This is a genomic window from Microcoleus sp. BM001215392, from assembly GCF_036700185.1.
In the GTDB taxonomy this organism is placed as follows: domain Bacteria; phylum Cyanobacteriota; class Cyanobacteriia; order Cyanobacteriales; family Microcoleaceae; genus Microcoleus.
The window spans coordinates 1-13,745 of sequence record NZ_JAUBOJ010000019.1 but is presented as its reverse complement, the minus strand read 5'-3'; the positions used below and the strand labels follow the sequence as shown (position 1 = coordinate 13,745).

Annotated in this window: 9 protein-coding genes and 1 pseudogene; all 10 read right to left on the bottom strand. The window is 44.9% G+C overall.

Annotation, left to right across the window (positions count from 1 at the left end):
* Positions 1-19: 19 nt before the first annotated feature.
* Positions 20-1,681, bottom strand: a complete 1,662-nt coding sequence (locus tag QT974_RS04080; protein ID WP_333467244.1) for a diguanylate cyclase domain-containing protein — start codon at positions 1,679-1,681, stop codon at positions 20-22.
* Positions 1,682-1,939: 258 nt separating this feature from the next.
* Positions 1,940-2,395 (bottom strand): response regulator, encoded by a 456-nt coding sequence (locus tag QT974_RS04075; protein WP_333467243.1) that lies wholly within the window; start codon positions 2,393-2,395, stop codon positions 1,940-1,942.
* A complete protein-coding gene (locus tag QT974_RS04070) occupies positions 2,392-2,712 on the bottom strand; it encodes a hypothetical protein (RefSeq protein ID WP_333467242.1) in 321 nt (106 codons plus the stop codon). Before QT974_RS04070 ends, QT974_RS04075 begins: the two co-directional genes overlap by 4 nt.
* 171 nt (positions 2,713-2,883) lie before the next feature.
* Entirely contained in the window at positions 2,884-4,791 is a 1,908-nt protein-coding gene (locus QT974_RS04065) for a PAS domain S-box protein (protein ID WP_333467241.1), read from the bottom strand.
* Positions 4,792-6,729, bottom strand: coding sequence for a response regulator (locus QT974_RS04060; protein WP_333467240.1), 1,938 nt, complete (start codon positions 6,727-6,729; stop codon positions 4,792-4,794).
* Between the two features lie 517 nt (positions 6,730-7,246).
* On the bottom strand, positions 7,247-10,405 hold the full coding sequence (locus QT974_RS04055; protein ID WP_333467239.1) for a PAS domain S-box protein: 3,159 nt from the start codon (positions 10,403-10,405) through the stop codon (positions 7,247-7,249).
* On the bottom strand, positions 10,402-10,800 hold the full coding sequence (locus QT974_RS04050) for a response regulator (RefSeq protein ID WP_333467238.1): 399 nt from the start codon (positions 10,798-10,800) through the stop codon (positions 10,402-10,404). The genes QT974_RS04055 and QT974_RS04050 overlap by 4 nt, the downstream gene beginning before the upstream one ends.
* A gap of 63 nt (positions 10,801-10,863) precedes the next feature.
* Entirely contained in the window at positions 10,864-12,525 is a 1,662-nt protein-coding gene (locus QT974_RS04045) for a sensor histidine kinase (RefSeq protein ID WP_333467237.1), read from the bottom strand.
* Positions 12,526-12,546: 21 nt separating this feature from the next.
* On the bottom strand, positions 12,547-13,398 hold the full coding sequence (locus tag QT974_RS04040; protein WP_333467236.1) for a CBS domain-containing protein: 852 nt from the start codon (positions 13,396-13,398) through the stop codon (positions 12,547-12,549).
* A 68-nt stretch (positions 13,399-13,466) separates the two neighbouring features.
* A pseudogene (locus tag QT974_RS04035) lies at positions 13,467-13,745 on the bottom strand (RNA-guided endonuclease TnpB family protein); the annotation flags it as partial.

Below are 13,745 nucleotides of genomic sequence, written 5' to 3'. Positions count from 1 at the left end.
TACTAATTACCTTCAAATTTTACATTAAAATGGGGGAAGTTTCCGACTCGTTGCTGGCGTGAAAAATGCGATTTTTGCCAGCGGTTTTGGCTTGATATAGGGCGCTGTCAGCCCTGCTAATTAGGGTGTCGGGAGATGCTTCGGTACAAGGAATCACCGTCGCAATGCCGCAACTTAAGGTAACGTAGGGGCCGATCGACGATCGCGCGTGGGGCAGTTTCAAGTCGGCGATGGTGTCGCAAATTTTCCGGGCGACAACGTTGGCGCCCTTCGCGCTGGTGTTTGGCAGCACTACAGCAAATTCTTCGCCACCGTAGCGGGCAGGCAAATCCCCAGCCCGCTTGGCACAATTGGCGATCGCCCCGGCAACTTGACGCAAACAATCATCCCCGCCGAGGTGCCCGTAAAAGTCGTTGTAAAGTTTAAAAAAGTCGATGTCAAACATAATTAAAGACAGCGGCATTTCCTCTCTTGCCAACCTGCGCCATTCTAACATCAAAACGCGATCGAACTGGCGGCGGTTGGCAATCCCCGTCAGTCCGTCAGTTGTTGCCAGTTGCTGCAATTTTTGATTGGCTATTGCTAGCTGGCGGTAAAGTTGAGATTGTTCGATCGCGATCGCCACTTGATTCGCTAAGTGCTGTAAAAAATCTATTTCCCACTCCTGCCATTCCCTGACACCGCTGCAATTATATGCCGTCAGCATTCCCCACAAAATATTGCCATTTTTACCCGCAGCATCCGGCGCACTTGAACTCTCCACCCGCGGTTTACCAAGAGCCGGCAGCAACAGATAATTTTCCGCTATATCTTCTATTTTTTCTGATTCCCAAACAGTTTCTTCTAGTTTGGTGTTTGCCGTTTCCCAGTCGCCAGACTTCCAAATTGGCACGCTTAAAACCGCTGCTATTTCACAATCTGCCAGCAACTCTTTGCAACGGCCCGCCAACGGCGCAGCGCGGATATCTGCTATTGCTTGTACTGACTGAGATTCCACCAAAACAAAGCATGACACTGCCAAAGCAGCATTAATATTTTGGTTTTCAGTATAACCATCTGGTAAACCGTCACCTGCGACGATCGCACCTTTTTGCTCTTCCCCATCGAGTTGAGACGCCCAATCCTGACAGCGATAAACTAAAACGCGATCGGTTTTGAGGAATTGGCGCACTTCGGCGACGGTATTCTGGAGAATGCTGGAGGCGTCTATCGACGATCGAATGTGTTCGATCATTTGTCCCAACAGCCGCTCTCGCAGAGCCTGCTGGCGCAATTGTTCTTCGATGCGCTGGCGTTCGATCGCGTAATGGATGGCGCGCACCAGCAGAGTTCTGTGAAATCTGCCTTTTACCAAACAATCTTGAGCGCCCGATCGCAATACCGACAGCGCCGTATTTTCATCATTGATATCCGTCAGCACCACCACCGGCACCGTGGGCGATCGGGCTTTCAACATTGCCAGAGCCTCACTTCCCCCCAAGCTGTCTGAAACTGACAAATCTAACAGTACCGCATCAAAATTTTCTGCTTCCAGACACCCGAGTCCTATCTCTAGAGACTTAACAGTTTCGAGGCGAAACAGAGACTCGCTGAATGACCCTAAAAGGTCTTCGATCAGCGTCGCATCCGCGAGGTCATCCTCAACCAACAAAATTTTCAGAGATTGGTTACGTGTTAACACAACTATAGCACAATACCCTTAGGATAAGACAGTCGGGAAGTCAAAATGAGAGTCAACAAAAGATCAGGATATTATTAATTCGCATAGGTTCGCCCTCACAAACAAAGCCTCAAACAAACCCTATTGAACTATAGCGTTCCGAGCGGGTCGAATCAAACTTTTTACTTAAGAAACCGATACTTGCGATCCGACGATCGATATGTCCGTCTCTGGGATTCTCCCTACACTCAAACTATCGCTCTCGCCCTGCGAGCAAGCTTACAGCTCCGGGGGCGGCAGCGAAACGATTTCAAACCAATACTGACATAAAGTCTTCATTACTTCAACCAATCCTTCAAAAGTGACTGGTTTGGATATAAAAGAATTTGCCCCCAATCTGTAGCACAGCGAGATATCTCCGCTGCGGTGCGACGTTGTTAAAATCACCACCGGAATTTGTTGCAAATCGGGGTCAGCTCTGATCGCGCTTAGTGCTTCTCGCCCGTCAAGCCTCGGCATATTCAGATCCAAAAGTATGAGGTCTGGCCGGTGCCAGTTGCCGATCCCAGCATATTGACCGCGACGGTACAAATAGTCTAGCACCTGTTCTCCATTTTCCACAAATTCGCTTCTAACTGAATATCGAACTTCGAGAAGTGCTTCCGCCACCAAAAAGCGCGTATCCTCATCATCGTTGGCGATTAAAATAGCAAATTTTTTCTGTTTATAATTCACGGCTTTGTCTCACTACCAACGGATTTTGTGAGGAGGCGAGACGGGCGAGCGGTGTGCGATCGCAAGCATTGCATCTGTGCCCATCCTGGGGACATTTTGCCGATCGCGCTGAATTTATTGTGTTGCAGCAATTTGCGATTGTGCATGATTTGCAAATATGAGCAAATCATGCTGGTTTTACTTGACCATCGATCTGAGAACCACCTTGCTGCAAACACATCACAACTGCTTGTGAGAGAACTACTAGGGAAAGTCCTGCATACCAAAGCCAGATGCTCTGGATGCAGTTGAAACAAACTGAAAAGTTTGGCACGCACCGCTGATTCTTAAGTTGTAAAATGAGCCAGCTAATAGATCGATCTTGATTGATTTTTAGCTCGATGTCATCAGTGAATATGCTACTGTTTTCGAGTATTCGTGTAAAGAAACGATAAAGATATTTATAGTTAAAGTAAATCACTGATGACTGCTCCAACCAACTGCTGAGTTTACTGTGGAACCGGAATAGAAAAATAAAAAGTCGAGCCTGTACCTGGTTCTGATTCTAGCCAAAGGCGGCCGCCGTGGCGATCGACAATTCTTTGACAAATCGCTAAACCGATACCAGTTCCCGAATACTCTTTTTGAGTGTGTAAGCGCTGAAAAATCTGAAAAATTCGCCCGTGGTACTGTTCGGCAATCCCTATACCGTTGTCCTGAACCGAAAACACCCAGTTATTCCCCTGACGCTGGGCGCGGGCCCGGACTACTGGCGGCGAGCTACTGCGGTACTTAATGGCATTACCAATTAAATTTTGAAACAGTTGCAGCAATTGAAAACTGTCACCTGTTACCCTTGGCAAATCGCCCCTAGTAACAGAAGCTTGATTCTTGCCAATAGCCAACTGCAAATTAGCACAAGCATCATCAAAAACCTGATTGCAATCTATCATATCAAAACGTTTCTGACTGCGACACACCCGCGAATACTCCAGCAAATCATCAATCAGCCCCTGCATCCGCACGCAAGAATTCACAATATTGCCGAGAAATTTATTTCCTTCGGCATCAAGTTGGTGGTGGTACCGCCTTTCTAATAGTTGAGCGTAGCCGGCAATCGTGCCCAAAGGTGCTTGCAAATCGTGAGAAGCCACATAGGCAAACTGTTCGAGTTCGGCATTAGAGCGAGTTAATTCTTGAGAGTAGCGGGTTTGAGTTTCTAAACTCGTTTGCAGCAATTCTTGTACGATTTTGCGCTCCGAAATATCCTCGATCGCACAAATCAAATACTGCGCCGTCCCCTCAGCATCGCGCATTGCCGAAACAGTAACATTTGCCCAGCACACTTCCCGATCTTTGCAGAGCAAACGCTTTTCCCGAGAGAAAGTTTGAATCTCTCCCGACAACAACAACCGCACGTATTCTCTGTCAGCTTCCATGTCATCCTGGTGAGTAATTACCTGCCAATCAAGCTGCAACAATTCCGATTCTGCGTAGCGGACTATTTGACAGAAGCCGGGATTTACCCGCAAAAATTGACCGCAGAGCGCGGTTTTAGCGATACCGACTGCCGCTTGCTCGAAGATCGCCCGGAACCGTTCTTCGCTTTCGCGCAGGGCAATTTCTCCTAATTTGCGATCGGTGATATTGCGAAATGTTACTGCCAGACCGTCGTTTAATTTGACAGCGACAATATGTAGCCAAGCACCTATAGCTCGATCGTGTTGGTAATAAAATTCTTGGTCTACAGTTTCTCCGGTCTCTACTACAGAAACATATAAATCAAATAACCCGTTGTTGCGGACTTGGGGAATTTCTGCCAACAAATACTTGCCAACCATCACATTAAATGTCTGACCTGAAATTTTTTCGGCCGCAGGGTTGACTAACAGCCACTCGAAATCCAGAATAGTTCCCTCACTGTTGCGGACGGCAGAATAAGCCACCACACCGTCTAAAGAACTATTTAAAATACTAGCCAGCAGCGACTGCGACTGTTGCAGTTGAGCGTTTTGCTCTTTTAATTGCTGTTGCAGTTTTTGCAAGCAGACTTGCTTGTCGATGCGCGCCAAAACTTCTTCTACTTGAAAAGGTTTGGCAATATAGTCTACCCCGCCCACTCGAAAAGCTTTTAATTTATCGTTAATATTATCTAATACGCTTAAAAAAATCACCGGAATTTGTTCTGTTTTGGCCGTCGCTTTCAGTCTCTGACAAACTTCATAACCGTTCATTTGCGGCATTCTAATGTCGAGCAAAATTAAATCGGGGCAGTGGGCGATCGCAGCATTCAACGCCAGTTGACCGCAAATAGCCCGGTAAACCTGATACCCCTCGGCTTTTAACAGCTCGGACAAGAACCGCAGATTGCTCGGTTGGTCGTCAACCACCAATATTTTAATTTCGCTATTATCCATTTATTTCAAAATTAATTGAGTTAAATTCAAGATCCTGTCGAGTCGGTAATCCGCCAGCAAATCGTTTAAAGCCTGAGCTAAAATTGGATGAGTTTCAGAAATGCGATCGACAATTTCAATCGCCAGCTCTTCATTAACATCATTAACTGCTTCGTTGAGTTCCTGCACCCAATATAGAGGCATCTCGGTCAGCAGCGACACAAAAAATGAATCTGGTTTTTCTGCCACAAAATAACGCCGCAAAGCCCCGACCGGCAGTTGCGGCAATTCTTCATAAATATAGCGCACTCCCAAATAACAAGTCATCTTATCAAACAAGATTTGTTCTTGAAAAGGTTTTCGCACAAAATCGTCGCAACCTGCGGCAATAATTTCGCCTTTTCTTTCCTCAAAAGTGCTAGCAGTCAGAGCAATAATTACAGTTCGGCCCTGAGTTGCTTTCTCCTTAACTCTAATTTGTCTGACAGCCTCCAAACCGTCCATTACTGGCATTCGCGTATCCAGCCAAATTAAATCCGGCTGCCAACTTTCCCAAAGTTCAACAGCTTGGAGACCGTTTTCTGCTTCTAGGACTTCAAAACCAATTGGTTGCAACATTTTTACCAGCAACAGCCGATTTTCTTGGTTGTCGTCAACAGCTAAAATTCGATAAACCTGTTGCTCTGCTTCTAATCCAATTACCCGCTGCAATGTCGTGACTGTGATTTCAGACTCAGTAGCGGCAAATGCTCGAATATTAAATTTAAAACGGCTCCCCTCACCTAAAACACTTTCGATCCCAATATCTCCGCCCATTATCTGCACGTATTTTTTCGTAATAGTCAAACCCAATCCCGTACCGTCAGCCGCTTTTTTGCCAGCTTCTGTTTGCACGAAAGCATCAAATAAATTGTCAAGTTCTGCTACTGCTATGCCAACTCCCGTGTCTTCAACTTCAAATATAATCCCAAATTCTTCGGTTGAGCTATAGTTAAGATTGATTTCCGATTCCGGTCGATCCTGCTTGCTTTCCATGCTCGCGCGCAGCCAAATGCTGCCGCCTTCAGGAGTGAATTTTATGGCATTTCCCAGCAGGTTAATTAAGCAGACGCGCAGCTTTTTCTCGTCAGTTTTTATATATTGTGGAACATTCGCCTGCACGAAAAATCTCAATTGCAAATTTGTCAGCTCAGCTTTGATTTGAAACATTTCTTCGAGAGTGTCGAGGAGTTGATAAAGGTCAAAGCTGCGTTCGTCTAAGCCAATTATCCCTGCCTCTATTTTCGACAAATCTAAAACATCGTTAATTAGTTCCAGCAAATGTTGACCGCTGCGGTTGATTATTCGGAGATTTTCGATATTTTCGTTGTTGAGCAAAGAGTCGCGGCTCATGACTTGGGTAAAACCAAGGATTGCGTTCAGGGGAGTCCGCAATTCGTGGCTCATGTTGGCAACGAATTGACTTTTGGCCAGCGATGCAGCGGCTGCTACTTCTTCGGCTTTTTTGCGTTCTATGATTTCTTGTTGCAATTGGGTATTGCGATCCATCAATTCTTTTTTCAGTCTTTGGATAGTCAGTTGGTGTTCGATTCTCGCTAAAACTTCTGCCACATGAAACGGTTTTGTGACATAATCTACTCCTCCAACTTGAAAGGCGGTTACTTTGTCCAAGACTTCATCTAAAGCGCTGATGAAAATAACTGGAATATCTGATGTTTTTGGATCGGCTTTGAGTTGCGTGCAAACTTCGTAGCCGTCCATTTCCGGCATTTTGATGTCGAGCAAAATCAGATCGGGAGAACCCGATCGCGCGGCTCTGACTGCCATTTTGCCGTTAATTACGCCCCGGATTTTGTAACCGCGATCCGATAGCGTTGCTGATAAAACTTGCAAATTTTCGGGAGTGTCGTCAACAATTAATATGTTGCCTTTATTCTCTTCTGTTTGATTGCTGGTCATCGCTCGCTGTTTTTTGTTTGTTAACTGATAAATTGCTGATACCGTAAAAAACTGTTAAATCTTAATTATAGCACTTGCTCGCAAATTAACTGCTTTTTTTTTGCCTGACGCATCCGAACCGAATAAGGCTGATTTATTTAGCAACAGAGAGGGCTTTAACTAAATGTTTATAGGCGTTCTCTAATTCCTGGATAACTAGAGATTTTCTATTTTTACATTTTGAAATTTGAGATTAGCCCTTCGGCTTCGTTCAGGGTAAGAATTGAGGAATTGTTAATTAATTGGTCAATACATCAGATTTTTTAAAGTAGGCTATAACTCAATCAAAAACTGTTTCTTGGTAAGTCCTGATTTAAATCATAATCCAGGATACATTAATCGATCGCCCGCAGGGGAGCTGACCAACAGGCGATCGACCTAAATCATCAATCATCCCAAACCCGCCCCTCAAACCTCGAACCTCAAACCTCAACATCCATCCGTTAAATCCGTTATAAAATCCGTTGCCGAACTTCCCTCAAACAATTCTAGACTCTTCAATCAAATCAATAATCCGATCGCACCGAAAGTTATTCACCAAATCTGCGATCGCCCTGCGGAAACCAGCATCAACAGGAGAAATCGACAACAGCAGCCGAAAAATCTCCTCATTATCAACCGCATCCGCCGCTGCGTACAACTCATTCACCCATTGAGTGGGCATAGCTGCAAAAAATGAAGCATTCAGCATCAAAGGCAAAGAAGCCGTTTCACCAAGGGCCCAAACGTCACCGGAGGCGACAGCATCAGAACTCAGTGCAGCTTCTCGATCGTAAACATAACGTACTCCCAGATACTTAGCGATTTTTTCCAGAATCACTTGTTCTCGAAAAGGCTTGGCGACAAAATCATCGCACCCAGCAGACAAAATCACCGATCGCTCTTCATCAAAAGCACTCGCCGTCAGAGCAATAATCACCGTTGCTTGACCTTTCAAATGCGCTTTAATCTGTTTAGTAGCTTCATAACCATCCATCACCGGCATCCGCATATCCATCCAAATCAAATGAGGTTCCCAACTCGACCACACGGACAGAGCTTCAACACCATTTTCAGCCTCCCGCACCACAAAACCGAGGGATGACAGCATTCTCACCAACAGCAAGCGGCTTTCTTCGCGATCGTCCACAGCTAAAATGCGGTATTCCGGCTGTCCTGGTTCGATTCCCACAACGCAGCGAGCTGTTTGAGCAACCTGAATTTCCACCGCATTAGGGAGCGAAACTTTCACATCAAATCTAAAAATGCTGCCGATCCCGACGCTGCTAGTCACCGTCATTTGTCCTCCCATTAACTGCACGAACTGTTTGCTGATCGGCAAGCCTAAACCAGTTCCTTCTTGAGCTTTTCTCCCGATTTCTGTCTGCGCAAAAGGTTTAAACAAGTTGTCCATTTCTTCCGGCAAAATTCCGGCTCCCGTGTCTTCAACTTCAAATAACAAGCAGCAAGTGTCGCTCATGGCAATTTCGCGATTTTTTTTATTTGCCAACAGCTCATGTTTTATTCTTAGATTCACACCACCTTCCGCCGTAAACTTAATCGCATTTCCCACGACATTAATCAAAACCTGACGCAACTTGCTTTCGTCTGATTCAACATATTGAGGTACGTCTGGCGTGGCATCAAAAATCAACTGCAACCCTTTTTTTTCGGCTTGCAATTTCAGCATATCTTCCGTATTTTTTAGCATTTTGTGCAAGTCGAAGGTGCTGTTATTAAGTGTCACTAGCCCGACTTCAATTTTTGACATTTGCAGAATATTATTGATCAAATCGAGTAAATGTTCCCCGCTGCGGCTAATGATTCCTAAGTATTGCTGTTGGTCGCTACCCGGGGTGGCGTCGCGGGCCAACAGTTGACTAAAACCCAAAATTGCGTTGAGGGGAGTTCGCAGTTCGTGGCTCATGTTCGAGAGAAATTCACTTTTAGCTCTGTTGGCTCTGTCGGCTTCTTCTTTAGCTTTTTTCAGGGCGATCTCTGCTTGTTTGCGATCGGTAATATCGCTAGCTGTGCCTGTTGTACCGGTGATGTTTCCCAATGCGTCCAAGCGTGCGATCGCCTTCGTGTTGACATCAATCGGTCTGCCATCTTTTCCTAAGACTATACTTTCGTACTGCAACACAGCATCTCCAGTCAGCAACGGCTGCTGAAGTTCTAGGTTGCGGTCTATTTGTCCTGGCGCCAAAAAATCGCCAAAAGAACAGCCGATCATTTCTTCAGGTTCGTAACCGTAGATTTGTTTGACTGCTTGGTTGATAAAAGTAATGTGTCCTTGAGCATCGCAAGACCAGATAATATCTTGAGAAGTTTCAACTAAATGGCGGTATTTTTCCTCGCTCTCTGCTAGGGCTATTTCTGCCAGTTTGCGGGGGGTAATGTCCATCAAAGTTGTGAAGAGTTTTGTCAATTGTCCTTGTTGGTTGACAACTGCTTCTCCTCTAGCTTCGATGTAACGAATGAAGCCGCCTTCACTTGTCTGTGACGCGCAATTATCGGCGGCAATTGTCGATTCTGGGCGCAGGATGCGATATTCTAAATTATAGGATTTTCCGCTAGCAATAGCAGCGTCGATCGCAGTTTGCCATTTTTGTCTGTCGTCGGGATGCACGTATTGCCGAAACTCAGTCAAGGTTGGCGGCGCTTGGTCGGCATCAAAACCGAAAATATGAGATAATTCTTCCGACCAAGTAGTTGTATCCGCAGAAAAATCGCATTCCCAATTGCCGACGCGGGCGATTCTTTGCGCTGCGGCTAAAGAAGCCGCTACCGCCCGGAGTTTTTCTTCAGCTAATTTGCGATCGCTAATATCTTGAATCACCGAAATCACGCAAGTTTCACCCTGAATGTCAATAATTTCAGCAGACAGCAGTCCGGTTTTGATTTCCCCAGTTTTAGTGCGCCAATCAAATTCGTAGTTACGAACAAATTTTTTTTCGTCTAACATTGCAAACAACTGCGCCCAAGCTGGTTTGCTTTCCCACAGATTCAGATCCAGCGCCGTGCGATCGAGAATTTCTGGCGCCGAATAACCAATTATCTTGCAGAAAGCCTCATTAATTTCTAAATAGCGACCGTCTTTAAGCCTGGTAATAGTAATCGGATTGGGAGAAGAACGAAAAGCTTTAGCAAATTTTTCCTCAGACAACCGAAGTTGTGCAGTCCGTTCCTCAACTAAAGTTTCCAATTCTTGATTCAGGTTTTGGAGTTGAGCATTTTGTTCTGCTAATTGCTTCTCCATAAAATAGCTATTAACCGCTTCTTTCACAGTCAATTTTAAATCTTCTGACTGCCAAGGCTTCGATATGTAGCGGTACAATTTAGCATATTTAATCGTATTCGCCACCGCTTCGAGGTCTGCTTGGCCAGTCAGCATAATTTTGATAGTTTTTGGCAAAATTCTGTGAATCTGCTTCAGCAATTCGTCGCCTCTGATATGGGGCATCAGATAGTCGGAAATCACGGCCACGATTTCGCAGCCCTCCGCCAGCAATTCATCGATCAACTCTAAAGCATCTTCGCCACCTTCAGCAGTTTCTAATAAGTGTTCTTCACCCAGGGCTTTTTTCAATTCAATCTTCAAACTTTCCAGGATGATCGGTTCGTCATCCACGCAAATAATTACAGGTTTATTACTCATATTTTTGCCAAACCAGATTTTATCGTTTCTACTAATTCTTGCCCATCCCACGGCTTGTACAAGCAGCGGTGCAAGTTGGCTTGCTCTTTCACCCGTTCTATTGCCACTTCGTCGGCTTGCCCAGTTAGCATAACTTTCACAATCCTAGGATATTTCTGGTGAACCCCGATCAAAAATTCATCTCCTTTAAGACCAGGCATTAACCAGTCAGATACTATCACCAAAATATCGCTTTCTTTTTCTGCTTGAATTTCCTCAATAATTTCTAGAGCTTCCTCGGCATTTTCTGCAATTTCGTAGAGGTAATTATCCCCAAATTCCTTTTTTAGTTGAATTTTCAAACTGTTTAAAATTACAAGTTCATCATCAACGCACAAAATTACTGGCTTCGGCATAAAAATTGACTCCTATTTGATTCATAAAAACTGTATCAATGCCAAGACCATCAAAAAAACTGATTATATTGGCAGGCATACGGTAAACTTGGTTTGTCCTGGCACGCTTTCTACTTGCAGTTTACCTTGGTGTTTTTCAATAATTTTATGAACTATATCCAATCCCAAACCGCTGCCTTCTCCTGGAGGTTTAGTCGTGAAAAAAGGCTCAAAAATTCTCGGCATAATCTCAGGGGGAATTCCTTTGCCGCTGTCGGTGATACTGACTGATATTGTACTATCTTGGTGTTTGACATCAATTTTTAACACTCCTTTGTTGCCCATCGCTTGTAACGCATTGTGAAGCAAATTTGTCCAAACTTGATTTAGTTCATCAGGATAGCATAGCACAGAGGGCAAATCATTACCATAGTTTCTGACTACTTCCACACCGTGTTTGATTTGATATTGATAAAGTGTTAAAACAGTATCAATGCCGTCGGTAATATTCGCGATCGCCTTGGAGCCAGACTGGTCGTAACGAGAGTAGCTTTTTAGTGCAAAAACAATTTTTGCTGCCCGATCTGTCGCAGTAGTAATATTTTTAGTGCTTTTTTGTACCGTAGCAAATTCGTAGGCAGTTTGTAAAATATTTGAACTTGTGCTGTCTTTCAACAAAGGTAACAAAGCTTCTAGGTTATTGCAGATACCAATATCTAATAAGGTACAGGCAATGCTGTCGGCGCCGTCAATCCCTGCTGATTCTAATTCCCGCTGCAAACTTTTTTTTAACTGACGTTTTTCTTTACTAGATAAGGTGTCTATTTCTTGACTAGAGTTGTGCAGCAGGGCAAAGAAATCCTGCTGCCGTTCCTGGGATAGCTGTTGGAAAAACATCGGTAAGTGCTGCAATTGTTCGGCCCAGAAGTCGGCGATGTTCTGTACCGAGGAGCGAATCGCCCCTAAAGGAGAATTGATTTCGTGGGCAACTCCGGCAATTAACTGTCCGAGAGCCGCCATTTTTTCTGATTGAATCAGTTCTTTTTGAGTGCGTTTCAGTTCTTCCAAAGTATGAGCTAATTCACTATTTTTTAGACAGAGCGCTGACTCTGCTAGTTTGCGGGCGCTGATGTTGCGGGCCACCCAAATTACTGCATCTTTTGAAAACGGAGAAATGCAGGCAGAAAACCAAAGTTCGCGACCGCCAACTGTTAAACTGTAGTCAAAATTGAGCGTTTCTTGCGTTTCTAATACTTGCTGAACTAGCATCCACCAATCATCTGGGTTCTCGTCGTCAAAAAAATGTTCGACTGTTAAACTTACTATGTCGCAATCTGGCTCGCAAAACGCCGCCGTATTTGTCGGTAAAACTTCTATGTTGCCCTGACTGTCTAGCACTAGAACGATGTCTGGCATCGCTTCAAAAACTGCACGTACTTTGCTTTCGGAAAAATGCAATTTTTGTTCTAACAATTGCCGCTCCGTAACTTCTTGCTGCAAATTTTCATTGGTGGCTGCTAGTTCAACCGTGCGCTCTCGCACTCGCTGTTCCAGTTGGGTGTTGAGGCGGCGGACTTCAGATTCAGCGCTGGCGCGTTCTTGTATTTCTTTCTTTAACTGATTGTTAGCGTTAATTAATTCTAAAGTTCGCAGCTTAATTTGTTCTTCTAAACTTTCATTTAACATCCGCAACTGTTCCTCTACTTCGCTTCTGCGCAGTGCTTCTGTTTGCAATTGTTCGTTCACTTTTTTAAACTCCAGCATTTTTTAGGCAACTGTTTCCTGCAAAACCTCGACATTGGCGAGCATTTCTACTGGATATAAGGCGTACAACAGGCTACTTTGGGTCACAATCCCGGCTAAACATCCTGCCTCATCCGCCACCACCAAGCGCCGGATGCGTTGCTGCTGCATGAACTGGTGAGCCTCCCACAATGTGGCTTTTACTTCTAGCACTATTAAGGGAAAACTCATGGCGGCGGTGACTGCTGTACCGTGGAAATCGAGTCCGGCAGCTTGGAATTTAACAATGTCGCGTTCTGTAATTATACCCACAGGTTTCTGGTGGTTGCGATCGCAATCAGTGCAAATGACTGTGCAGCTTTTGTGCTCGGTTGCCATCAGTTTTGCGACTTCTAAAACAGAGGTGTTAGTGGAGGCAATTACTACTTCTGCATTCATGATTTCTCCGGCGCGCCGCATTTGCAACAAGTCGCACGGTTTCAGAATTTGACGGATACCTTCTCCGGTGATGGCGCCGAGCAAGTTTCCGCCTTCGTCTGTGACGGGTAAGTGACGAATTTTTGCCGTTGGCAATATGCTCAATACTTTGAATATATTCTCGGCTCTCTCCAAAGAAATTGCGATCGAATTTTCCGTCATTACCGCAGAAATTACCACCCCCGCTAGCGGTATTTCCCGAGCAGTTATTTTCACAACATCGCGCTCTGTAAAAATTCCGAGCAGTTGCCGATCGCTCGCGATTAAAATGCAACTGGCTCTCGCCTCAGTCATCGCTGCGATCGCCTCGCTCGCGGGCGTGTCGGGATGCACCACCGGCGGTTTGGGGTCGATCGCTTGTTTTAGCAAGCTTTGGCTATCATAAACTGTTCTTGACATAGGCAAATTCACGGGGATAGATGCAGGCGGAACCTACAATTAATAGCTTGTAAAAGTATAGTCATCTATTACATGACATGGGAGGCATGAAGTCCCTCCCCTTTCCCTTTCACTCTGAGCGGATTAACCCGCCTTGGCTGAGCTACGCAGCTCACTATCCCATCGCTAAAAGCATTTGGGATTGCTTTTCTCAAAATATTATAAGACCCATTAACATCGGCATTAATCAATCTACCGCACGACGTTTTGTACAATCCTCTCTTAATTCGCTTTCCGCTAAATGTGACATCCTGAGAGCCAATATTTCCGTAGACAGGAATTGGATCTAAAGAAAGGAAGTTCGATTT

Excerpts from the sequence above, each read along its gene's own strand:
- QT974_RS04060 (WP_333467240.1), bottom strand. The coding sequence starts at position 6,729 with ATGACCAGCAATCAAACAGAAGAGAATAAAGGCAACATATTAATTGTT.
- QT974_RS04055 (WP_333467239.1), bottom strand. The coding sequence starts at position 10,405 with ATGAGTAATAAACCTGTAATTATTTGCGTGGATGACGAACCGATCATC.
- QT974_RS04065 (WP_333467241.1), bottom strand. The coding sequence starts at position 4,791 with ATGGATAATAGCGAAATTAAAATATTGGTGGTTGACGACCAACCGAGC.
- QT974_RS04050 (WP_333467238.1), bottom strand. The coding sequence starts at position 10,800 with ATGCCGAAGCCAGTAATTTTGTGCGTTGATGATGAACTTGTAATTTTA.
- QT974_RS04040 (WP_333467236.1), bottom strand. The coding sequence starts at position 13,398 with ATGTCAAGAACAGTTTATGATAGCCAAAGCTTGCTAAAACAAGCGATC.